This window comes from Tessaracoccus aquimaris, from assembly GCF_001997345.1.
Lineage (GTDB): Bacteria > Actinomycetota > Actinomycetes > Propionibacteriales > Propionibacteriaceae > Arachnia > Arachnia aquimaris.
In genome coordinates this window covers 170775-192738 of record NZ_CP019606.1, presented here as the reverse complement: position 1 = coordinate 192738, position 21964 = coordinate 170775, and the positions used below count along the sequence as shown (strand labels likewise).

Genomic DNA, 21964 nt, shown 5'->3' with positions numbered 1-21964 from the left:
TCGGCCAGGTGAACCATTCGCTCCCGAGGCCTGTCGAGGGGTCCGCAACCAACGCTCCCCAAGCTCGTCGAGGAGTCCGCAGCCAACGACCCCGAGCCAGTCGAGGGGTCCGCAACCAACGACCCCCGAGCCAGTCGAGGGGTCCGAAACCCCGCACCAAGTCGCGCGCCCAGCGAACGGCCCCGCCCGGCAAGGAGACGCAACCAGACGCTCACCGAGCTCGTCGAGGGGTCCGAGAACCCGCACCACAACCGGATGCTTCGACAAGCTCAGCGAACGGCCCCCGAGCTCGTCGAGGGGTCCGCAACCAACGATCCCCGAGCTGGTCGAGGGGTCCGACACCGCGCACCAAGTTACGGACGCTTCGACAAGCTCAGCGAACGGCGCCCGAGCTCGTCGAGGGGTCCGAAACCCCGCACCAACCCGGACGCTTCGACAAGCTCAGCGAACGACCCCCGAGCCCGTCGAGGGGTCCGCAACCAGCCGATCCCCGAGCCTGTCGAGGGGTCCGAAACCCCGCACCAAGTCGGGCGCCTCGACAAGCTCAGCGAACGATCCCCGAGCTCGTCGAGGGGACCAGGGAAGCCCTAGTCCCAAGGCCCGATCTCCGAGAGACTAGACACACTACGCAGACCTCGCCCGCCGCCGAGCGACTGCTCACGCTGCTGCAGGAGCGCGGCCGAGGGGATGGACTCGCCTCGAACGTGCGGCAGACGAGGGCGACGAGGCAGGAACGCGATCGACTGCAGAGGAGGCGTCATGAGTCATCTGATCCCGCCCGGAGCGAAGGAACGGTTCGTGGCGCTTCCGCAGGGCCAGACCCGGGTGCTCCTCGGCGGTCGTGACGATGGTGCGCGAACGCCGCTGCTGCTCATCCACGGCGGCGGCACCGATAGCGCCGGTATCTCATGGTTCCGTGCCTTCATCGCGTTCGGAGCCGATCGCAGGGTGGTCGCCGTCGACCTGCCGGGGTTCGGTGGCACACAGGAGATCCCTGCGCTGGGTGGCCCGCAGTCGATGGCCGATTTCGTCGTGGACGTCGCCCGAGCGCTCGGCGTGCCGAAGGCGGCGGTCGCCGGTGTGTCCATGGGCGGCGACGTCGCCCTCAACGTCGCTCTGCGCCATCCCGAGTTCACCGCCGCACTGATCCTGATCGCGCCGGGCGGGCTCACCGAACGCGTCGGAGGACGCGTCACTCATTTCTTCTCCTGGCTCGGCACCCAACTGCCGGACTGGGTGCTGCTGCCGCTGGCACGCGTCGCCAATCGTTTCACCGGCCTGGTGCTGCGGGCCATCGTCAAGGACCCTGCAACGCTCCCCTCCGAGGTGGTCGAGGAGTTCGTGCGTGAGTCACGAGCCCCCGGGGCCGGCATCGCCTACGGGCGCTACAACCAGGCCACGCTCGGCCGGAAGTCCATGCGCAACAACCTGCTCCCGCGGGTGCATGAGATTACCGCTCCGACGCTGCTGTTCCACGGGCAGGACGATCCGATGGTCAGCCCCTCCGACTCCCAACGCGCCGCCGAGTTGATCCCGGACGCACGGCTCGTGCTGGCCCCTGGCACGGGTCACTGGGCGCAACTGGAAGCACACGACCTCTTCGCCGAGGAGACCCGGCGTTTCCTTGCGAGTCTCGACGCGTAGTGCCGCATCGCATGGCTGCGGGGACCACAGAAGCACCGTCGGACATGATGGAGCCCAGGCGAAGGGCCAATCTCACCTGGGCTTCTGCGTCGGGCTGACAGGACTCGAACCTGCGGCCCCCTGACTCCCAGCCAGGTGCGCCACAAAGCGGCCCACAGCCCGCGGCATCGAGTCTCAGTTGCTCGGCTCCAACGCGGTGGTCAACTCGTCTGCCGACCTGTGCCCCTCGTGTGCTTGGGGCGTGGAGAACCTCTAGCCCCCCAGTCCACACCCGGACATCAGGGCGCCCTCACGACCATCAACCGTTATCAAACCGTTATTGACGCACGACCGGAGAACCCCTCACGACGGCGAAACTGTCGGACCTCAAGGGAATAATAGGCTCTATGTTCGATTCGTTGCAGCGGGGCAGCCAGGAGTTGATGGCAGCGCTCTGGCACGCGGCGACGACGCTCTCGGAGCACGACGAACGCGCGGCGAGGCTGGCCTCGGTCATGGAGACGCTCGAACAGATCCAGGCCCAAGCCGAGGGCCTCAAGCTGCACCTGCTCCACGAGGCGAACCTCGACGGCCTCGCCTCGGTGATCGACCAGCACCGTTCGACTCCGCGCCACGACAGTGCCCGCACCTCAGCCGACCTGCGGCTCGCCGACGACCTGTCGGAACGGTTCACCATGATCAAGGCCGCCCTCGTCGAGGGAACGGTCTCTGCGGCCCAGGCGTCGGCAATGGTGTTCGGGCTGAAGAAGCTTCCGACCATCATCACCGGCCGTGTCCTGGAGGTGTGCCAGGCCGAGCTGATCGAGTTGGCCGGCTCCTTCTCTCCTCACGAACTGCGGCACGCGGCCCTCGAGGTGTGGGCGCTGCTCGACCCGGAGGCGGCAGAGCACGAGGAAGGCGCCCGGCTGGACCGCGAACGGCGCCGCGCCGAGGCGATCCGTTCGGTGCGGCTGACCGACTCCTGCCACGGCTACATGACGCTGACCGGCAGGCTCCCCCTCGCCGACGGCGCGCTGCTCCAGGCCCAACTCGACGCGCTCACGCCGCCGCTGTCGTCGTACGCCTCGGAAGCCATGCCGCCCACCCGCGACGCCAGGCGCGCCGACGCGCTGATGAGTCTCGCCCACCACTCCGCGGCGGCGGGTTCGCTGCCAAGGCTCGGGCTGGACAGGCCAACGGTGTCGATCACCGTCTCGCTGGAGAGCCTGCGCGACGGGATCGGATCGGCCGACCTGATCGGCATCGACGCCGCCTCCCTGACCGCCGGTGAGGCTCGACGCCTCGCCTGCGACGCGAACCTGATCCCGGTCGTCCTGGGCGGCCGCTCGGAGCCCCTCGATGTCGGGCGTCGACGGCGGCTGGTCACGAGCGGCATTCGGGCGGCCCTCACCCGCCGCGACGCCGGCTGCGCGTTCCCGCACTGCACCATGCCTCCCGCGGTCTGCGAGGCCCACCACATCCAGCCGTGGCACGACGGCGGTGCTACGAGTCTGGACAACCTCGTGCTGCTGTGCCCGAGGCATCACCGCCTGGTCGAGCCCGACCCGCTCCAGTCGGAGGTCAGTCAGTGGCAGGTCTGGATCGACGCGGACTCCGGAGAGCCCTGGTTCCGGCCACCCGGACACATCGACTTCAACCGGGCTCCGCGCCAGCACCGGCGCCACAGGCTCCGCCGCCTCGAGTCCGACCTCGCGAACGAGTTTGAGATAAGGGACGCCCCAGCTGATGGGGAGGACTCTGCCCACACCCCGGCCATCCGATTCCCGGAGCCACACGAAGACCCGTGGCACCCGGACTATCGGGCTGGCCGGTCCGTGCCTTCCTGATCTCGTTGTCCCGACCGGGACGTTGATCAATCGTGAGACGGCGGCTGGGGCGTCTTCTCAGGCGGGATTCTCGGTGGCGAGGATCGGTCGCCCATCGATCCACATTTCGGCGTAGCGAGGCAGCGCGTGGGACATGGGCTCCTTCGGGCTTCGGACGGTCAGCAGGATTACCCTGCTGACCGTCCGAAATGAGTTCCAGAGGGGGCGCTATGCGACAGCGGTTCCTTCGAGCTCGACGATCTGGCCTGGGATCGCCAAGCGGGTGACGCCAAGCATCGTGGTTGTCGGGGCAACTCCTGCCGCCCCTAGCCTGCCTGCGAGCACGCCGTAGTGCGGTAACAGGGCGTCGACATCGGTGGTGTAGACGTTAAGGCGGACCAGGTTCGCCAGCGACATTCCCGCCTCGGCAAGCACGGCCTCGAGGTTCGCAACGGCCAGCGCGAGCTGAGCCTCAACGTCCCCGTCGTGCTCGGGCCGACCATCCTTGCTCATAGCTGTCTGTCCCGAGATGTACAGCGTCCGTGTCTCCCCTGAGATCGCTTCGCCCTGGTTGAAGCCCATCTCCTGCGACCACGTCACCGGGTTAACTGCCGTGCGTTCCATTCTTGCTCCGTTCATCCGTTCCGCAGCGCCCGGGCGCCCTATGGCCGCCGTGCTCAACACTGCACTACTACCCTCCGGGCAAATCACGACACCTTGTGTCGTGATTCTGGTAAAGATGGATGCATGCGAGCAGACCGACTGGTCTCGCTGGTGTTGTTGCTGCGCCAGCGAGGCCGAATGACCGCTGACCAGCTGGCCAGTGAGTTCGAAGTGTCCACGCGCACCGTGCTGCGCGACATCGATGCCCTCTCGACAGCAGGCGTCCCCGTCTATGCCGACCGTGGTCGACACGGCGGCTACTCACTCCTTCCCGGCTTCCGAACCGAACTGACCGGCCTGAACCATGACGAAGCGCTCGCGCTGCTCACAGCGGGATCAGACCGAAGGGAGGTCTTCGGTCTCAGTGCACCCCTAGCCTCGGCGATGCGCAAGGTCGTCGACGCGCTGCCCGAAGGGCACCAGATGAGTCTCCGCGATGCGGCCAAACGGTTCCTTGTGGAGCCGGAGACCGACCTACTCTCTCGCCCCGCCCCCAACGAGGACCTGGCCGATGGCGTCATGCGCGAGGTCCGGACCGCGGTGCTCACCACCCGCCGGCTGCAGTTCAACTACGCGGCACCCGGTAAGGCACCAAGTCGTCAAACCGTCGATCCGATTGGACTGGTCACCGTCCGCGGGCGCACCTATCTGCTGGCGACGAAGTCCGGAGACGATCGTACTTACCGTCTGTCTCGGATGCTCAACGCCAAAGCACTCCCCGAACCGGCGCAACGCCCAGTCCAAGCCGATCTCGACCGCATCTGGGCCGAGCGCACTGCACAGTTCCTTTCCGAGAACCACATCCGCGTCGTCGTCCGCATCAAGACGTCTCGGCGTGAGGACCTGCTGGAGAATGCAAGAGCTGTGCGGGCCGAGGACCCGGAACCGGATGACTGGATCCGCCTCGACGTGACCTTCGAAGACCTGCGCCACGCGGTGTGGGCGGTGTGGCGACTCGATACGGACGCCGAAGTTCTAGCGCCAGGGTCAGTCCGCGATGCGTTGTATGGGCGTGCCGAAGCACTGGCGGCACGTTATCGATCTTGAGTATCCGTCACGACTAAAGTGTCCGGTCAGTGCATCTACTCCCGCGACCAGTCCCCGGACCTACCGCCGGACTTGGCGACCACCTTTGCCCCGACGATCTCGCTCAACTTGTCGACGCCCTTGATCATGTCGACCACCGCCAGTGCGGCGACCGTCACCGCCGTCAGGGCCTCCATCTCGACGCCTGTGCGATCCGCCGTGCGGACCGTGGCCGAGATGTCGATGCCCTCGTCGACGATCTCGAGGTCGACGACGACGCCGTGGACGCCGATCACGTGTGCCAGCGGCAGCAGGTCGGGGACCTTCTTCGCCGCGGCGATCCCGGCGACCCGGGCGACCGCGAGCACGTCGCCCTTCGGCACCGTCCCGTCGCGCAGAGCCTGCACGACCTCAGCGCTGCAGCGGACCGACGCGACCGCGGAGGCGGAGCGGACGGTGGGGGTCTTGGCGGTGACGTCGACCATCCGGGCGTTGCCTGCGTCGTCGAGGTGCGTGAAGCGGGTCATGGGGCAGAGATTACAAGGCGTGGACGGTGACGGTCTCGCCCGCGGCGACCGTGGTGACGTCCTCTGGCACGACCGCGAGCCCGTCGGCCAGGGCAAGCGAGGCGACCAGGTGCGACCCCGAGCCCAACCGGTGCACGGGGGTCACCCCCTCCTCCGAGATCTTGACCGGCACGAACTGGCGGCGACCCTCCGGCCCGCTCCAGCCGACCGTCGCCGGGAGCAGTGACGACGGCCATGCGTCGCTCCACCCGCCCAGCTTTGCGAGCAGCGGCCGCGCGTAGACCCAGGCGGACACGAACACGCTGACGGGGTTGCCGGGCAGCCCCAGCATCGGGACGCGGCGACCGTCGGGCCAGGCGAGCAGCCCGCTGGCCTGCGGCTTGCCCGGCTGCATGGCGACCTTGTCGAACGAGATGTCTCCCTCGACGACCTGGCGGACCACCTCGAAGGCTCCGACGGAGACTCCCCCGCTGGTCAGCACCAGGTCGGCGTCGATGGCTCGCGCGAGCGCCGCGCGGAAGTGTGCCGGGTCGTCGGAGACCGACTCCACCATTGCGACCTCTGCGCCCCACCCCTCGCACAGCCCGGCGAGCAGGATCGAGTTCGAGTCGGGGATCTGGCCGAAGCCGAGAGGCTGACCCGCGGCGACGAGTTCCGACCCGGTGGCGAGCACCGCGACCCGTGGCCTGCGCACCAGTGGCACGGTGCCGTGCCCGAGCGAGGCGGCCGACGATGCCGCCGCGGGGCTCCACCGCAGACCCGCGGGAAGCACGACGTCCCCGACGGCCACGTCCTCGCCGCGGCCGCGCACGTGCCGGCCCTCCGTAACGACCTCACGCACCTCGACCGTGGCGGGCAGGTCCGCGGCGCCCGAGGGTTGGTCGGTCAGTTCGACGGGAACGACGGTGTCGGCGCCGGTCGGCATCGGGGCGCCCGTCATGATCCTGGCGGCCTCGCCCGGCCCGACCCAGGGGACCGAGGTGGCGCCCGCGGGGATGTCCCCGACGACCATCAGCCGCGCGCCTGGCTCGAGGTCGGCCGCGCGAACGGCGAAGCCGTCCATGGCCGAGTTGTCGAACGGGGGCACCGCGACGACCGCGGCGACGTCGGCCGCAAGGGTCCGCCCGTAGCCGGAGCCGACTGGCGCCTGCTCGGCGTCGAGGCGCTCCCCCAGCGCCAGCACGGCCGACAGGTGGTCCTCGACGCTCCTCATCGTGCCCTCCTCAGTGGCAGTTCTGCCCAGCGGCCAGCGGCGGCGTCCAGCAGCGCGACCCGGCCGACCAGCGGTCGCCCGATGCCCGCCAGCAGTTTGATGGCCTCTGTGGCCTGCATCGCGCCGACCTGGCCGACCATCGCGCCGAGCACCCCGATGTCGGTGGCCTTCGGGTAGTCGCCGTCGGCCGGTTCGACCGGGATCAGGTCGCGCAGGTACAGCTGGTCGCCGTGCGCGTCCGGGACGCCGAACACGGAGCACTGCCCCTGCATCCCGACGGCGGACGCCCAGATCAGCCGGGCGCCGACCGCCTCCGCGGCGTCGGAGAGCATGAACTTCGCGCCGAACGTGTCTGTGCAGTCGAGCACCAGGTCGTAGCCGGCGAACAGCTCCCTGGCGCGCTCTGCTGTCAGGTACTCGGGGATCACCTCGACGGTAACATCGGGGTTCAGCGCGCGGAGCCGCTCGGCCCCCGATTCGGCCTTGTTGCGGCCCAGTTCGGTGTGCAGCACCTGGCGCTGCATGTTCTTCAACTCGACGTGGTCCCCGTCGACGAGCGCGATCCGGCCGACCCCGGCGGCGGCCAGGTACGGCAGCGCCGCCGAGCCGAGCCCTCCCGCCCCGATCACCAGCACCGACGACGCGAGCAGCCGTTCCTGCCCGGCCACGCCCATCCCGACGATGTCGATGTTGCGGATGTAGCGCTCGCGCTGCTCTTCGGTCAGGGGCATTGCGACCACTCGTGCGAGCCGTCGCTCAGGTACTGCTTCTTCCAGATCGGCAGCCGCTCCTTGACGGTGTCGACCAGGTCGGAGGCGCACTCGAAGGCCTGCCTGCGGTGCGACGCCGCGACGGCGACGTACAGCGCCACCCCGCCGATCCCGAGCATCCCGACCCTGTGCTGGGCCGCGATCGCGTGGACGCCCTCGCGCTGCGCGAACTCCTCCGCGACCTCGCGCATCACGTCGGCCGCGGACGGATGCCCGACGTATTCGATGCCGGTGACGGACTTGCCGTGGTCGTGGTCGCGCACCACGCCTGCGAACGTCACGACGGCGCCCGCCCGGTCGTCACCGACGGAGGCGAGCAGCGCCTCGCAGTCGACGTCCTCGGTGGTGACATCTGCCACCGCGATCCTCGCCGTCACGGCATTCCTCCTCACATGCAGGGACGGGCCAACCTTATGCTCCGGAGGCGCGAAGTTCACGCCCCAGGCGGTCGGCCCGTCCGTTCAGCGACTGGTCAGCTCGGCTTCGGGGCGCCCTTGCGGGCGTACCTCCACCAGGTGATGGCGATGCACATCACGGCCCACACCGCGCCGATGATGTAGAACGTCGTGGCACTCATCAGCGTCAGCCCGACGCCGAACAGGAACGGGCCGAAGGCGGCGATCGCCGCGGTCCAGCCGATCACGCCGCCGGCCTGGCGCTTCTCGAAGATCATCGGCATCTGCTTGAACGTGGATGCGTTGCCGATGCCGGTGAACAGGAAGATCGCCAGCATGCCCCGAGGAACAGGTTGAACCCGCCCTGCAGCGACTCGGCGCTCGACGTATCGGGCGTCAGCGACGGGATCGTGATGAGGATCGACGCGAAGATGCCGATGCCGGAGATCAGCGTCCAGATGGCGCCGCCCATCCGGTCGGTCAGGGGCGAGAACAGCACCCGGGCGCCCGCGGAGATCAGCGGGCCGAGGAACACGAACTTGACCGGGTCCGGCAGCTCATAGCCCTCGATGAGCAGCTTCGCCCCCGCACCCGTTCCCTCCACGATGGCGGAGTTGCCCGCGCCGTACAGGTTGATCATCAGCAGCGCGAACTGGGCGGACAGGCCGGAGAAGGTGCCGAAGGTCATGATGTAGAGCAGGGTCATCCACCAGGTGTCCTGGTTCTTGAAGATGTCGAACTGCTGCTTGATGCTGGCCTTGATGGGCACCGAGCGCAGCACCACGTAGGACCAGACGGCAACCACGATGATGATCGGCACGTAGATCAGCGCCGCGTTCTGGTACCAGACCTCGACGGGCTGCTTGCTCGGCACCGTCAGCGTCTGGGAGCCGAGGAAGCCGAACATGCCGAAGCCGATCAGCCACGGGGTCAGCAACTGGACCAGCGAGACGCCGAAGTTGCCGATGCCCGCCTGGATGCCGAGCGCGGTGCCCTGCTTCGACTTGGGGAAGAAGTAGGAGGTCGACGGCATGAAGCCGGAGAACGCCCCGCCGCCGATGCCCGCCAGGAAGGCGAGCGCAAGCAGGCGCCAGTACGGCACGTGCGGGTTGGTCACCTCGAAGCCCCAGCCGAGCATCGGCAGGAGCAGCAGCAGCGTGGTCAGCGCGACCATCTTGCGGGTGCCGATCTTGGGCGGAAGGACCATCCAGACGAGCCTCAGCAGGCCGCCGGAGAGGCCTGGCATCGACGTCATCAGGAACAGTTGGTCCTTGGTGAAGTTGTAGCCGAGCGCGTTCAGCTTGGGGACGATGGCGCTCGGCAGGAACCATGCGACGAAGCACAGCGTCAGCGACACGGTGGTCACGGTCAGCGTGTTCCAGGCGAGCTTCTTGTCCCACTTGGACTCGTCTTCGGTGTCCCAGGAGACGAGCCAGTCTCCCTTGGTCTCGGGGGTGGTGGTGCTCACGAGCGAGCCTCCTCTAGGGGTCGGTCGATGGTGCCGGCGAGCTCAGGCGACTTGTCGTGCAGCATGCGGACGATGGTGACGTGCATCCAGACGGCGCAGATCGCCACCAGGATGAAGATGCAGAAGAACGTGCTGCTCGGGAAACCGGACCAGGTCTTGGTCGCGGCGAACAGCGGAGGGAGGACGAATCCTCCAAGTCCGCCGAGCATGCCGACGAGTCCGCCGACGGAGCCGACGTTGTCGGGGAAGTACTCGGGGATGTGCTTGAAGACCGCGGCCTTACCGAAGCCCATGGCGCAGCCGAGGATGAACACCAGGACCACGAACCACAGCAGCGAGATCTGGTAGTGCAGGTGCTGGCTCTGGCCGCCGTCGGGGTGGACGACGGTGATGAAGCCGTTGGGCATCATCAGGATGCCGCTGGAGAGCAGCATCAGCGCGAAGGTGAAGTACATCACCTTGCGGGCGCCGAACCTGTCGCTGAGCCAGCCGCCGACGGGCCGCAGCAGCGAGGCGGGGAAGATGAAGGTCGCCGTCAAAAGGCCCGCGACGGTCAGCGAGACGCCGAAGTTGTCGACGTAGTACTTCGGCAGCCAGGCCGACAGCGCCACGTAGGCGCCGAAGACGGCCACGTAGTAGAGGCTGAACCGCCACACGCGCACGTCCTTCAGCGGCGCGAGCATCTCCGACAGCGGCTTGGAGGCCCCTGCGGCGCGGTCCGGCTTGGGGACGATGATCCAGGTGAGGATGCCGACGATGACGAGCAGCACCGCGTAGATGACCGGGATCAGCCGCCAGCCGCCCTGGATGCCAAGGATGTAGGTCGACCCCGCGGTGGCGGCGATCAGGGGCGGGCCGATGAACTTGGTGACGGAGGCGCCGACGTTGCCCGCGCCGAACACGCCGAGCGCGAGGCCCTGGCGGTCCTTGGAGTACCAGGCCGAGTCCCATGCTGTGCCGACGGAGAAGAGGTTGCCAGCGAAGCCGACGAGGAAGGCCAGCACCAGCAGCATCGCGTAGTTGTTCGCGAACGACACCAGGTAGGCGGGGATCGCGGTGGCGAACAGCAGGAACAGCGTGATGGTGCGGCCGCCGAGCCGGTCGGCGAGGATGCCTGCCGGGAGTCGCCACATGGAGCCGTTGAGGACGGCGAGGGCCGAGATCCAGGACAGTTGCTGGTCGCTGAGGCCCAGTTCCTTCTGGATGGGGATGCCGAGGATGCCGAACATGAGCCACACCGCGAACATCAGCGTGAACGCGATCGTGGACATGGTGAGGACCCGGCCGGCCCCTTGCCCGTGTCGTGCACGGGGCCGACCTCGATGAGGTTCTTACTCACTTACGAACTTTCTGGTTGTCGCGGGTGCCGACCGGATCCCAGCCGCGACCCTTCGTCGTGGATGAGCGGCGCGCAGACACGGCATCGCGGGAGCGATAGACGATGTAGGGGCGGAAGAGGTAGTGGAAGGGTGCCGAGAAGGCGTGCACCAGGCGGGTGAACGGGATCATCGCGAAGAGCAGCATGGCGATCACGATGTGCGTCTGGAACTGCCAAGTTGCCGCGGCCATCGCGTCGACGTTGGGCTGGAACGTGAACAGGGAACGGAACCACACCGACACGGTCTCGCGGTAGTTGTGCTCCGCACCGGTAGGCGTCTTGTCGCCGGTGAGCGTGGCGAACATGCCGAGCCCGATGACGGTCGCGAGCACCAGGTACATGATCTTGTCGTTCCAGGTGGTCGCCTTGAACACGGCCCCCGTGGTGCGCCGCCGCACGATCAGCATGGCGAGCCCGACGATCAGGGCGACGCCTGCCAGCCCACCGCCCCAGAAGGCACCCAGGTGGTACATGTGCTGGCTCAGGCCGATCCAGTCGGTGAACGCCTTGGGGATCAGCAGGCCGACGAGGTGACCCATCAGCACCGCGAGCAGGGCGAAGTGGAACAGCGGCGAACCGATCTTGAGCAGCTTCGACTCGTAGAGCTGCGACGAGCGGGTCGTCCAGCCGAACTGGTCGTAGCGGTACCGCCAGATCAGGCCGCCGATCAGGACCAGGAAGGTGAGATAGGGCAGCACGCCCCACAGCAGGAACTTCACGGTTGGCTCCCTTGCAGTTGCGGGTAGGGAAGGAAGGTCGGCTCAAGACCGACGGTCTCCGTGGGAGGGGTGGTCAGCAGGTCGCGCACCTCGGCGCGGGTCTTGGGCGAGGGTCCGCCAAGCACGTCGCAGATGGCCTCGACGACGCCCGCGTGCGGGAGCTTGTCCTCCGTGAGCCCGATCCGCAGCAGCTCGAGCGAGGCGCGGTAGGCGTTGAGGATGCCGATGCCGAGCTCTGGCGCACCCGTGGCTGTGAACTCGAGCACCATCGGCAGATAGTCGGGCAGCTCACCGTCAAGGTCGACCACGAGGCCGGAGTCGCGGTAGGTCTGCTTGATGGAGCCGAGCACCTCGCCGCGGCGGCGGGTGTCGCCGTCGGTCCAGTACGTCAGGTGCAGCGCGTGCCTGCGGGACAGGTCGAACTCCTGCACGTGCCACGACTGCAGTTCCATCAGCGGCATCGATCGCAGGTGCGCGAGGGTGGGCGCGAACCGCTCCCCCGTGCCCGCCTCGGCGACGGCCTCCTCGATCAGGTCGAGCTTGTCGAGCAGGTCCTCGGTCGGGTAGCCCAGCAGCAGCGCGGCCGCTTGGAAGACGACGGCCCTCATGCCCCGCTCGCGTCCTGCTGGCGACGCTTGGCGTCGGCGTAGCTCTCGATGGCGACGGGCACCACGCGGCCCGACGACGACCCGAAGCCGCCGTCGTAGTTGTACGGGTCGGTGGCATCGAAGTCGACGGAGCAGCCCATCTCCTCCAGGTTGTGCGCCTGCTCCGAGTGCGCCTTCGGGATGACGTAGCGCTCGTCGTACTTGGCGATGGCGAGCAGCCGGTACATCTGCTCCATCGCGGCGGGCGTCAACCCGACGGCCTCGGCCAGCTCCGGCTGCCGTTCGCGACCGAGGGTCACGTCACGCATGTAGGAACGCATCGCGGCGAGCTTCTGCAGCACGCCGGTGACGACGTCCGCGTCACCTGCCGTGAACAGTTCCGCCAGGTACTCGACGGGGATCCGCAGCGCGTCGATGGCGCCGAACAGGTTGCCACCGGCCTCCGAGTCATGGCCCTGCGACTTCAGCAGGTCCACCACCGGCGAGAGCGGCGGCACGTACCAGACCATCGGCATCGTGCGGTACTCCGGATGCAGAGGAAGCGCGACCTTGAAGTGCTTGATGAGCGCGTACACCGGCGACTTCTGCGCCGCCGAGATCCAGTCGGTCGGGATGTCGTTGGCCTTGGCGTCGGCGATCACCTGCGGGTCGTTGGGGTCGAGCATCAGGTCGAGTTGGGCCTCGTACAGGTCCTTCTCGTCCGCGAGTGCCGCCTCGGTGACGCGGTCGGCGTCGTAGAGGATGACGCCGATGTAGCGCAGCCGGCCGACGCACGTCTCCGCGCACACCGTCGGGAGACCCACCTCAAGGCGCGGGTAACACATGGTGCACTTCTCGGCCTTGCCGGAGCGGTGGTTGAAGTAGATCTTCTTGTAGGGGCAGCCGGTGATGCACTGGCGCCAGCCGCGGCAGCGATCCTGGTCGACCAGCACGATGCCGTCCTCGGCGCGCTTGTAGATCGCGCCCGAGGGGCAGGCGGCCATGCACGATGGGTTCAGGCAGTGCTCGCAGATGCGCGGCACGAAAAACATGAAGGTCTTCTCGTACTCCGCCTTGATCTGGATGTTGGCCTCGTCGCGCAGCTTCCTGACGATCGGGTCCTCGTCGATGGTCTCGGCGATACCGCCGAGCGAGTCGTCCCAGTTCGCGGAGGCCTTGATGGCCAGGTCGTCGCCCGTGATGAGCGACTTCGGCCGGGCGACCGGGAAGTCGTCGCCGAGCGGCGATTGGATCAACTTCTCGTAGTCGTAGGTCCACGGCTCGTAGTAGTCGTCCATGCCGGGCTGCACCGGGGAGGCGAAGATGCTCAGCAGCTTCTTGAACCGCCCGCCGGAGCGCAGCTTGAGGCGACCTGACTTGGTGCGGACCCAGCCGCCCTGCCACTTGTCCTGATCCTCGTAGGTGCGGGGGTAGCCGAGGCCCGGGCGGGTCTCGACATTGTTGAACCAGACGTACTCGGTGCCTGCGCGGTTGGTCCACGCCTGTTTGCAGGTGACCGAGCACGTGTGGCATCCGATGCACTTGTCGAGGTTCATCACCATGGCGACCTGGGCCATGACGCGACGCTGCTTCGCCATCAGTACTGCACCTCCTGGGAGCGGCGGCGAACCGTCGAGACGATGTCCCGTTGCACGCCGGTGGGGCCGATGTAGTTGAACGCGTAGGCCTGGTGGGCGTAGCCGCCGATCAGGTGGGTTGCCTTGAGCAGGATCCGGGTCACCGAGTTGTGGATGCCGCCGCGGCGACCGGTGGCCTCCGACTTGGGCATGTCGATGGTGCGTTCCTGGGCGTGCTGCACGTAGCAGATGCCGTCGGGCAGCTTCGGGGTGACGACGGCGCGGGCGACGAACACGCCGTTGGCGTTTGTCAGCTCGATCCAGTCGTTGTCCGCGACGCCGATCGACTTGGCGTCGGCAACGCTCAGCCAGGCCTGCGGCCCGCCGCGTCCGAGCGACAGCATGAACAGGTTGTCCTGGTACTCGGAGTGGATCGACCACTTGTTGTGCACCGTCAGGTACCTGAGCGTGATCGCCTTCTCACCGTTGGGCCCGAGCTCTGGCTCGCCGTAGGCCGCGGACATGTCGAGCGGCGGACGGTACGTCGGCAGGTTCTCCCCTGCGTCCGTCATCCAGTCGTGGTCCAGGAAGAAGTGCATCCGTCCCGAGAGCGTGTGCCATGGCTTGAGGCGCTCGGTGTTGATCGTGAAGGCGGCGTAGCGCCGTCCGCCGGTCTCCGAGCCCGACCACTCCGGGGACGTGATCACCGGCTGGGGCGCGGCCTGCGTCTGCGCGAAGGTGATCAGTTTCTCCTCGGAGCCGAGCGACAGGTCGACCAGATCGCGGCCGGTCTTCCTCTCGAGGGTGCGGAAGCCCTGGGTCGCCAGCTCACCGTTGGTGGTGCCGGAGAAGGTGAGGATCGCCTCCGCCAGACGCGCGTCCGTGTTGATGGCCGGGCGACCCTCTGCGGGGCCCGACGGGTAGACGCCGTGCAGCTTCGCCAACCGGTCGACCTGGTGGCGCACGTCGTAGGTGATGTTCTTGACGGTGAAGCCCAACTTGTCGGCAAGCGGCCCGACGGTGGCGAGCTTGTCGGCGATCGCCGTGTAGTCGCGTTCGACGACCGCAAGCACCGGCAGGTTCTTGCCGGGCACAGCAGGCACGTCGGTGCCCCGCCAGTCGGGGACGTGGCCGCCAGGCTGCGCCAGCTGGCCGGGGGTGTCGTGCTGCATCGGCACCGCGACGAGGTCCTTGCGGGTGTCGAGCCGGCCCTTGGCCATCTCGGAGAGCTTGTGCGCCAACTCTGTGAACACGTCGTAGTCGGTGCGGGTCTCCCACGGCGGGTCGATCGCGGGAGTGAACGCGTGCACGTAGGGGTGCATGTCGGTGGAGCTGATGTCGTGCTTCTCGTACCACGTCGCCGCCGGGAGCACGATGTCGCTGAGCAGCGTCGAGCTCGTCATCCTGAAGTCGGCCGTGATGAGCAGGTCGAGCTTGCCCTCCGGCGCCTCCTCGTGCCACTTCACGTCGCGCGGTCGGTCGGTGCCGTGCCCGTTGGGCATCACGTTGTTGTGGGTGCCGAGCAGGTGCTTGTTGAAGTATTCGGCGCCCTTCGCCGAGGAGCCGAACAGGTTCGAGCGCCACAGGATCATGGTGCGGGGCCAGTTCTCGGGCGCGTCGATGTCCTCGACGGCGCTCTTCAGTTCGCCAGCCTTCAGCTTGGCCGCGACATAGGCCTGCGGCGACTCGTACTCGCCGCGCTCGACGGCGGCGGTGGCCTCGTCCGCGAGGTCGAGCGGGTTGACGCCGAACTGCGGGTAGAAGGGCATCCAGCCGAGCCGGTGTGCGAGCGCCATCGAGTCGGCGGTGTGCATGCCGTCGAGCGATCCGGTCGACAGCGGCGACTTGATCCGGTCGGCGGAGAAGCCGTCGGTGCGCCACTGGTCGGTGTGCATGTACCAGTAGCCGGTGCCGATCATGGTGCGCGGCGGGCGCGACCAGTCCAGCGCGTTGGCCATGTTGAACCAGCCCGTCATGGGCCGGCACTTCTCCTGGCCGACGTAGTGCGCCCAGCCGCCGCCGTTCTTGCCGATGCAGCCGGTCATCATGAGCAGCGCGATGATCGCGCGGTAGGTGACGTCGGCGTGGAACCAGTGGCAGATGCCTGCGCCGATGATGATCATCGTGCGGCCCTTCGACTCCTCCGAGTTGGAGGCGAACTCGCGGGCGGTGCGGATGCACGCCTCTGCGGGCACGGAGGTGATCTCTGCCTGCCAGGCGGGCGTGTAGGGCGACGTCGCGTCGTCGTAGTCCTTGGCCCAGACACCGGGGAGGCCCTCGCGCCCGACGCCGTACTGGGCGAGCATCAGGTCGAACACCGTGGTGACGAGCTTCCCGTCGACGGTGCGGGCGGGCACGCCGCGGTTGATCACGGAGCCCTCGCCCCTCGGGTCCTCGAAGCACGGCAGCGCGATCTCGACAGGCTGGCTGCCAGCCTCGCCGAGGAGGGTCAGGGCAGGGTCGATCTCGCCGAGTTCGAGGTTCCACTTGCCCTCGTCGCGCTCGTCGTAACGGAAGCCCATCGAACCGTTCGGGACGGCGGGGCGGAGGTTGCCTTGTCCCACATCACCGTCTTGAACGCGTCGTCGGTCTCGGACCGGTAGGTGCTGAGGTCCTCCGCGGTGAGGAACTTGCCCGGCACCAGGCCCTTGCCTTCGGGGTGCTCGACGAGTGTGATGAGCATCCCGAGGTCGGTGTACTGCTTGACGTAGTCGGAGAAGTAGTCGACCTTCCGGTCGACGAAGTTCTCCTTGAGGATGACGTGGCCCATCGCCATCGCGAGCGCCGCGTCGGTGCCCGCCTGCGCAGGCAGCCACTCGTCGGCGAACTTGACGTTGTCCGCGTAGTCGGGGCTGACGGTGACGACCTTGGTGCCGCGGTAGCGGACCTCTGCCATCCAGTGCGCGTCGGGGGTGCGGGTGACGGGGACGTTGGAGCCCCACATCATCAGGTAGGTGGCGTCCCACCAGTCGCCCGACTCGGGCACGTCCGTCTGGTCACCGAAGACCTGCGGGCTGGCGACCGGAAGGTCGGCGTACCAGTCGTAGAAGCTGGTCATGGCGCCGCCGATGAGGTGCGTGAAGCGGGTGCCGATGGCATGGCTCACCATGCTCATAGCGGGGATCGGCGAGAAGGACACGCAGCGGTCGGGGCCGTAGAACTTGATGGTGTTGACGTACGACGCAGCGGCGATCTCCATCGCCTCATCCCACGAGATGCGCACCAGGCCGCCCTTGCCGCGGGCCTGCTGATAGCGGCGCCGCTTGACGGGGTCGGTGGAGATCTCGCGGAACGCCTCAACCGGGTCGCCGAGGCGCTTCTTTGCCTCGCGGTACATCTCGATCAGCACGCCACGGCCGTAGGGGTAGCGCACCCGGGTCGGCGAGTAGGTGTACCAGGAGAAGGCCGCTCCGCGGGGGCAGCCGCGGGGCTCGTACTCGGGCCGGTCGGGCCCGGTCGTCGGGTAGTCGGTCTGCTGCGACTCCCACGTGATGATGCCGTCCTTGACGTACACCTTCCACGAGCAGGAGCCCGTGCAGTTCACGCCGTGGGTGGAGCGGACCACCTTGTCGTGGCTCCACCGGTCACGGTAGAAGACGTCGCCTGCGCGGCCCCCCTCACGGAAGACGGCGCGGCCGTCGTCGGTCTCGTCCCACTTCGTGAAGAAGCGGCCGAGCTTCAGCAGGGCCTCTGACGCCAACCCGTCGATGCGCGCGGAATCTGAACTCATGGGATGAGTTTTTCAGATCTACTACTGTTTGTCAGATTTAATTGAATTTACCATCACCCGAAGGGCTATCAGGCCTGGTCAGCAGCGGGTTCCGGAAAGCGAAGTCCGGCGGTTTCGGCCTGCTCTGGGGTGTCCACGTCGCCAGTGACATCCTTCTCTGCTGGGATCAGGATCAGGTCGAGGACGCGGAAGGTGCGACGCACCGAGCGGTCCCTCGACTCGCCCGCGAGCACGCGTCGGAGCGCGGCGAGCCGGTACCTGCCCGCCAGGTACTGCGGCCAGCCCTCACGGTCGATCAGCGCGACCCCGTCGCCGTCGAGGTCGTGGGCGCGCAGCAGGTCGACGATCTCTGCGGGGGCGACCAGGTCGCCGGCCAGGAGGTAGACCTCGCCGTCGTCGGCGTCGATGGCTCCAAGTGCCGCAGCGATGCCCGCGACGGGCCCGCCGAACGGCGGATCCTCCAGCACGAAACTGACGCCGTCACGGGCGACGTCCGGCCGCTCGGGGACGAGACGATGACCCGGTCGACGACCGTGAGCAGCGCGTCGACCCCGCGAGCGGCGAGCGACGTGTCGCCGTCGAGCAGCCGAAGCTTGTCGGTGCCCATCCGCGAGGAACGGCCGCCGCCCAGCAGCACTCCCCACGTCGCAGCCACGGGAGGCCTAGCCGCCCGCGAACGGGGGCAGCACGTCGATGCGCCGCACCTGGTCGAGCGGGGCGGACAGGTCGCCGACCCGGGCGCCGTCGGCGAGCAGCGAACTGACGCCGAGCACCTGCCCGAGCCGCTCATTACCCTCCGCGAGCAGCGCGACCAGCGTCTCGCCCGTGAGACCTGTTCCACCGACCTCGCGCTCGTCGACGCCCGCGGCCTCGGCCGCCCCCGCAAAGAACCTGACCTGCACGCCCACTCCTTCTGTCGTCTGCCCCGGGGCGGGTGCCCCTTGGCGGTGTGTCGTCAGCCGCCGATCGCGCTCATGGTGCGCTCCGGCTGCACAAATCCGATCTCGTTGATGCCGTGCGCCCTCGCCTTGCCGCCGTGCGCACCCGTCCAGGCCGCCACGAGGTCGTCGTCGCTCCCCCCGCCGCGCAGGATGGAGCGCAGGTCGGTCTCGCGCTGCGAGAAGAGGCAGGTGCGGACCTGCCCGTCGGAGGTGATCCGCGTCCGGTCGCACGCGCCACAGAATGGATTCGTGACCGATGCGATCACCCCAAGGCGACCGCCCGGCTGTCGCTGGTCCGGCGCGACCCCCAGAGTTCGGCCGGCGCAGAGCCGCGCGGCTCGTCGAGGGCGTGGAGCAGGAAGCGGCTCTCCAGCGCGGCCAGGATCTCGGCCGCGGTCACCATGTCGCCGCGATGCCACTCCCCTTTCGGCCCGAGCGGCATCTGCTCGATGAAGCGCAACTGGTAGCCGCGCTCCAGGCAGAACTGCGCGAGGGGGACGATGTCGTCCTCGTTGACGCCGCGCATGATGACCGCGTTGATCTTCAGCGGGGTGAGGCCGACCCTCTCGACGGCGTCGATGCTTGCGAACACGTCGGGGAGTCGGTCGCGGCGGGTGAGGCGGGCGTATCGCTGCGGGTCGAGCGAGTCGAGCGACAGGTTGACCCGGTCGAGACCCGCCTCCGCGAGCGCGTCGATCTTCTTGTCGAGGCCCAGCCCGTTGGTCGTCAGCGCCAGTTCGGGTCGCCCCTCTGCGCCCCGGAGGGAGGCCGCACCCGCGATGATGCGGTCGAGGTGGGGCCGAAGCAGCGGCTCGCCCCCAGTGAACCTGATCCGGGTGATGCCAAGCCGTTCGACCGCCACCCGCATCACGCGGACGACCTCGTCATCGGTGAGCGTCTCATCGGTGGGGAGCCAGGTCAGACCCTCGGCAGGCATGCAGTAGGTGCAGCGCAGGTTGCAGCGATCGGTGAGGGAAACGCGCAAGTCACGCGCCACTCTGCCGTAAGTATCAAGCAATTGGCTAAACTGCATGCAACAACCCTACCTTGGGCTTGGCCGACCCACGATCTGACCATGAGAGGGCCGGTGCCACAATGACAGACATGATCAGCACTCCACACGGACTGGGCCCTACTCGGGCACGTGTGCTTGCATTCCTTCAGTCGGCCTCCGAGCCCGTCTCCGTCATCGACGTCGCGAACGAGTTGGGGCTGCACAAGAACTCCGCGCGCTTCCACCTGGACGCGCTCGTCGAGGCAGGCTACGTCGAGCGGGCCGTCAACGCCACCGGTAGCCAGGGCCGACCGCCCCTGGTGTTCACGGCTACGAGCGAGTCCCCCACCATCAGCAACCTGCACCTGACCGAACTGGTCCAGGTGCTCATCTCGAGCTTCATCCAGCCGACCCCCGGATCCTTCGAACTGGCTGAGAGCGCCGGGCGGACCTGGGGCGCCGGCGTGGCCTCGCAGGAGGATCAGTCGGGAATCGCCCTGGCCGATCTGGCGACCCACCTCGGCGAGCGGGGCTTCGGGACCACCCTCGATGACGAGACCGTCACCTTCACCCGCTGCCCCTTCCGCGCGACGATCGCGCCGGAGCAGTTGCCGCTGGTGTGCGCGATGCACCGCGGCTTCCTCGACGGCTTCCTCGACGAGAGCGGCGCGGGCCTGGAGACCGCTGAGCTCGCCATCGGCCCGCGGATCTGCACCGCGACCTTCGAGGAGCAGGGCGCGGCTCGCGCGCACAGTTCCATCGCCTGACCTCGGCCACGCAGTACCCCTCGGGATCGGCCTATCCGCCGCGGCAGGCTGAGTCTAGAATTGAGCATCGGCGGCCGCCGTGCCGCCGCACAAGCGAAGTCACGTCGGCCCATGCCGCTCCCGACCGGTACCCGCCCCACGCGTTGGGAGGTGTCAGCGATGCAGACACTGCGCTCGGCCGCGCTCGCCATGACGGTCAGCCTGATGCTTGTGCTCCTTCCCGTGCCAGCGGTCGCAGAGCCCACCGAATGCTCCGACCTGGGCGTCGCCGTCGCGACGCTGACCGACCCCACGTCCGGCGCGACACTGCTCACCCAGTTCGGCCGGGAGATGGCAGGCGCTGTCGAGGAAGGATTCCACCTGGTCGACGCGACGGCCATGACCGTCTCGTCGCACCCCGGAGCCGACCGGGTCGGCGTCTGGCGGCTCTACCACCCCGGAACGAGGGACTTCACCTGGGCCGCCGAGGGTGCGGACCTGGTGGCGGCGGAGGCGAGCGGATACCGGCCGCAGTTCCTGCAGTTCTACGCGTCGAGCGTGCCCTCGCGCTGCACGGAGCCTGCGTATCGGATGGGCATCGGGACGGGGACCCGGGTCGCCGTCGGCGACGCCGAACGCGACGAACTGCTCGAGGGCGGCTGGTCGCTGCTCTCGGCGCAGCCCTTCTACGTGGGTCCGGGGGATCACGGCGGGAGGCCGACGCGGCAGGCAACGGCCCCGACCGAACCACACCCGCCGGTGCCGCCCGCAGGGGCAAGCGAGTCCTTCACCATCGCCGTGATCCCCGACACCCAACAAGAAACCTGGAGCGACACCGACACCCGCCTCGCCGACCGCTCCACCTGGCTCGTCAACAACGCCACCAAACTCAACCTCAAATACGTCACCCACATCGGCGACGTCGTCGACTGGGGCAACGCCGCCCCCGAGCAATACACCCGCGCCCAAAAAGGCCTCGCCCCCCTCAAAGGCAAAATCCCCTACTCCCTCACCATCGGCAACCACGACACCGCAGCCGTCTGCCAAGGCGGATCCGCCTGCCCCGGCGTCAACACCAACCTCGCCGTCCGCGACACCAAAGCCTTCAACACCGCCTTCCCCCTGAACACCTTCCCCACCATCAAGGGCGCCTACGAACCAGGCAAGGTCGACAACACCTACTCCACCTTCACCGCAGCCGGCCAAAAATGGATGGTCCTCAACCTCGAACTCTGGCCCCGCCAAGGCGCCATCGACTGGGCCAAAAAGATCGTCGCAGCCAACCCCGACCACAACATCATCATCTCCACCCACGCCTACCTCAACGGCGACGCCACCATCAGCACCAGCAACGGCGGCTACGGAGCCACCTCACCCAAACACCTCTACGACACCCTCATCAAGGTCTACCCCAACATCAAGATCGTCGTCTCCGGCCACACCGGCACCGCAGCCACCCGCACCGACACCGGCACCAACGGCAACAAGATCATCAGCCTCATGCAGACCTACCACAGCCGCACCACCAACCCCGTCAGACTCATCACCATCAACGTCGCAAACGGCACCCTCAAAAACTGGGTCTACGCCCCCAAAACCAACGAAACCCTCGCCCCCGAAACCACCACCACCGGCCTCAACTTCACCCGCTGACACCTGGGCCGGGTGCTGGCGCCCCTCCCGACGTCTCGTCAGTACCAGACGCCGCACACCTGGGCTCTGAACGAATGGATATCCTGGTCAGCGAGACGGACGTTTTCACGGTTGTCCGCGAGATCGGG

The 21964-nt window shown here is 67.9% G+C and carries 17 protein-coding genes, 1 tRNA gene and 3 pseudogenes; 5 read left to right on the top strand and 16 right to left on the bottom strand.

Annotated elements, in window-relative coordinates:
• Window positions 1-759 precede the first annotated feature (759 nt).
• On the top strand, window positions 760-1644 hold the full coding sequence (locus BW730_RS00875) for an alpha/beta fold hydrolase (RefSeq protein ID WP_077684661.1): 885 nt from the start codon (window positions 760-762) through the stop codon (window positions 1642-1644).
• An 89-nt stretch (window positions 1645-1733) separates the two neighbouring features.
• On the opposite strand, the gene BW730_RS00870 is transcribed toward BW730_RS00875, so the two are convergent.
• Window positions 1734-1806: transfer RNA gene (locus BW730_RS00870), tRNA-Pro, on the bottom strand.
• A gap of 224 nt (window positions 1807-2030) precedes the next feature.
• Between BW730_RS00870 and BW730_RS00865 the strand changes: the two genes are divergently transcribed.
• The gene (locus tag BW730_RS00865) at window positions 2031-3470 is read left to right on the top strand and encodes an HNH endonuclease signature motif containing protein (RefSeq protein ID WP_077684660.1); all 1440 of its coding nucleotides are present in this window, start codon (window positions 2031-2033) and stop codon (window positions 3468-3470) included.
• 207 nt (window positions 3471-3677) lie between these two features.
• On the opposite strand, the gene BW730_RS00860 is transcribed toward BW730_RS00865, so the two are convergent.
• Window positions 3678-4073 (bottom strand): RidA family protein, encoded by a 396-nt coding sequence (locus BW730_RS00860; protein WP_077684659.1) that lies wholly within the window; start codon window positions 4071-4073, stop codon window positions 3678-3680.
• Between the two features lie 123 nt (window positions 4074-4196).
• Between BW730_RS00860 and BW730_RS00855 the strand changes: the two genes are divergently transcribed.
• On the top strand, window positions 4197-5159 hold the full coding sequence (locus BW730_RS00855) for a helix-turn-helix transcriptional regulator (RefSeq protein WP_077684658.1): 963 nt from the start codon (window positions 4197-4199) through the stop codon (window positions 5157-5159).
• 35 nt (window positions 5160-5194) lie between these two features.
• Here the strand turns inward: BW730_RS00855 and moaC are convergent, their stop codons facing one another.
• From moaC to BW730_RS00790, 14 genes and pseudogenes are all read right to left on the bottom strand, one after another.
• Window positions 5195-5665, bottom strand: coding sequence for a cyclic pyranopterin monophosphate synthase MoaC (moaC, locus tag BW730_RS00850; RefSeq protein ID WP_077684657.1), 471 nt, complete (start codon window positions 5663-5665; stop codon window positions 5195-5197).
• 10 nt (window positions 5666-5675) lie between these two features.
• The gene (locus tag BW730_RS00845) at window positions 5676-6878 is read right to left on the bottom strand and encodes a molybdopterin molybdotransferase MoeA (RefSeq protein ID WP_077684656.1); all 1203 of its coding nucleotides are present in this window, start codon (window positions 6876-6878) and stop codon (window positions 5676-5678) included.
• Complete coding sequence (locus BW730_RS00840; protein WP_077684655.1) at window positions 6875-7609, bottom strand: HesA/MoeB/ThiF family protein; 735 nt, start codon at window positions 7607-7609, stop codon at window positions 6875-6877. The genes BW730_RS00845 and BW730_RS00840 overlap by 4 nt, the downstream gene beginning before the upstream one ends.
• Window positions 7600-8025 carry a molybdenum cofactor biosynthesis protein MoaE gene (locus tag BW730_RS00835; RefSeq protein WP_077684654.1) on the bottom strand — a complete coding sequence of 142 codons (426 nt, stop codon included), beginning with the start codon at window positions 8023-8025 and terminating at the stop codon, window positions 7600-7602. Before BW730_RS00835 ends, BW730_RS00840 begins: the two co-directional genes overlap by 10 nt.
• 95 nt (window positions 8026-8120) lie before the next feature.
• Window positions 8121-9511 (bottom strand): annotated as a pseudogene (locus BW730_RS00830) (MFS transporter).
• Complete coding sequence (locus BW730_RS00825) at window positions 9508-10782, bottom strand: MFS transporter (protein WP_077684653.1); 1275 nt, start codon at window positions 10780-10782, stop codon at window positions 9508-9510. Before BW730_RS00825 ends, BW730_RS00830 begins: the two are co-directional and overlap by 4 nt.
• A 64-nt stretch (window positions 10783-10846) precedes the next feature.
• Complete coding sequence (gene narI, locus BW730_RS00820) at window positions 10847-11608, bottom strand: respiratory nitrate reductase subunit gamma (RefSeq protein ID WP_077684652.1); 762 nt, start codon at window positions 11606-11608, stop codon at window positions 10847-10849.
• Window positions 11605-12216 (bottom strand): nitrate reductase molybdenum cofactor assembly chaperone, encoded by a 612-nt coding sequence (gene narJ / locus BW730_RS00815; protein WP_077684651.1) that lies wholly within the window; start codon window positions 12214-12216, stop codon window positions 11605-11607. Before narJ ends, narI begins: the two co-directional genes overlap by 4 nt.
• Window positions 12213-13793 carry a nitrate reductase subunit beta gene (gene narH, locus BW730_RS00810; RefSeq protein ID WP_077684650.1) on the bottom strand — a complete coding sequence of 527 codons (1581 nt, stop codon included), beginning with the start codon at window positions 13791-13793 and terminating at the stop codon, window positions 12213-12215. The genes narJ and narH overlap by 4 nt, the downstream gene beginning before the upstream one ends.
• A pseudogene (locus BW730_RS00805) lies at window positions 13793-17502 on the bottom strand (nitrate reductase subunit alpha). The gene narH and the pseudogene BW730_RS00805 overlap by 1 nt, the downstream one beginning before the upstream one ends.
• Window positions 17503-17570: 68 nt before the next feature.
• A pseudogene (gene mobA, locus BW730_RS18865) lies at window positions 17571-18109 on the bottom strand (molybdenum cofactor guanylyltransferase).
• Between the two features lie 55 nt (window positions 18110-18164).
• Window positions 18165-18404: a MoaD/ThiS family protein gene (locus BW730_RS00795; RefSeq protein WP_226996938.1), complete on the bottom strand. Its 240-nt coding sequence runs from the start codon at window positions 18402-18404 to the stop codon at window positions 18165-18167.
• Window positions 18405-18457: 53 nt separating this feature from the next.
• Window positions 18458-18709 carry a GTP 3',8-cyclase MoaA family protein gene (locus tag BW730_RS20110; RefSeq protein WP_335340872.1) on the bottom strand — a complete coding sequence of 84 codons (252 nt, stop codon included), beginning with the start codon at window positions 18707-18709 and terminating at the stop codon, window positions 18458-18460.
• On the bottom strand, window positions 18706-19428 hold the full coding sequence (locus BW730_RS00790) for a GTP 3',8-cyclase MoaA (protein ID WP_335340871.1): 723 nt from the start codon (window positions 19426-19428) through the stop codon (window positions 18706-18708). The genes BW730_RS20110 and BW730_RS00790 overlap by 4 nt, the downstream gene beginning before the upstream one ends.
• 119 nt (window positions 19429-19547) lie before the next feature.
• On the opposite strand from BW730_RS00790, the gene BW730_RS00785 reads away from it, so the two are divergent.
• Together BW730_RS00785 and BW730_RS00780 are read left to right on the top strand one after the other, a co-directional pair.
• Window positions 19548-20204, top strand: a complete 657-nt coding sequence (locus BW730_RS00785; RefSeq protein WP_158522440.1) for a helix-turn-helix transcriptional regulator — start codon at window positions 19548-19550, stop codon at window positions 20202-20204.
• A 159-nt stretch (window positions 20205-20363) separates the two neighbouring features.
• Complete coding sequence (locus BW730_RS00780) at window positions 20364-21836, top strand: metallophosphoesterase (RefSeq protein ID WP_158522439.1); 1473 nt, start codon at window positions 20364-20366, stop codon at window positions 21834-21836.
• Window positions 21837-21964 lie beyond the last annotated feature (128 nt).

What these genes read in the sequence shown, in the direction of transcription:
- BW730_RS00785 (WP_158522440.1), top strand. Translation starts at nt 19,548, where the DNA reads ATGATCAGCACTCCACACGGACTGGGCCCTACTCGGGCACGTGTGCTT.
- narJ (WP_077684651.1), bottom strand. Translation starts at nt 12,216, where the DNA reads ATGAGGGCCGTCGTCTTCCAAGCGGCCGCGCTGCTGCTGGGCTACCCG.
- BW730_RS00840 (WP_077684655.1), bottom strand. Translation starts at nt 7,609, where the DNA reads ATGCCCCTGACCGAAGAGCAGCGCGAGCGCTACATCCGCAACATCGAC.
- BW730_RS00860 (WP_077684659.1), bottom strand. Translation starts at nt 4,073, where the DNA reads ATGGAACGCACGGCAGTTAACCCGGTGACGTGGTCGCAGGAGATGGGC.
- moaC (WP_077684657.1), bottom strand. Translation starts at nt 5,665, where the DNA reads ATGACCCGCTTCACGCACCTCGACGACGCAGGCAACGCCCGGATGGTC.
- BW730_RS00875 (WP_077684661.1), top strand. Translation starts at nt 760, where the DNA reads ATGAGTCATCTGATCCCGCCCGGAGCGAAGGAACGGTTCGTGGCGCTT.
- BW730_RS00825 (WP_077684653.1), bottom strand. Translation starts at nt 10,782, where the DNA reads ATGTCCACGATCGCGTTCACGCTGATGTTCGCGGTGTGGCTCATGTTC.
- BW730_RS00865 (WP_077684660.1), top strand. Translation starts at nt 2,031, where the DNA reads ATGTTCGATTCGTTGCAGCGGGGCAGCCAGGAGTTGATGGCAGCGCTC.
- BW730_RS00855 (WP_077684658.1), top strand. Translation starts at nt 4,197, where the DNA reads ATGCGAGCAGACCGACTGGTCTCGCTGGTGTTGTTGCTGCGCCAGCGA.
- BW730_RS00845 (WP_077684656.1), bottom strand. Translation starts at nt 6,878, where the DNA reads ATGAGGAGCGTCGAGGACCACCTGTCGGCCGTGCTGGCGCTGGGGGAG.
- narH (WP_077684650.1), bottom strand. Translation starts at nt 13,793, where the DNA reads ATGGCGAAGCAGCGTCGCGTCATGGCCCAGGTCGCCATGGTGATGAAC.
- BW730_RS00780 (WP_158522439.1), top strand. Translation starts at nt 20,364, where the DNA reads ATGCAGACACTGCGCTCGGCCGCGCTCGCCATGACGGTCAGCCTGATG.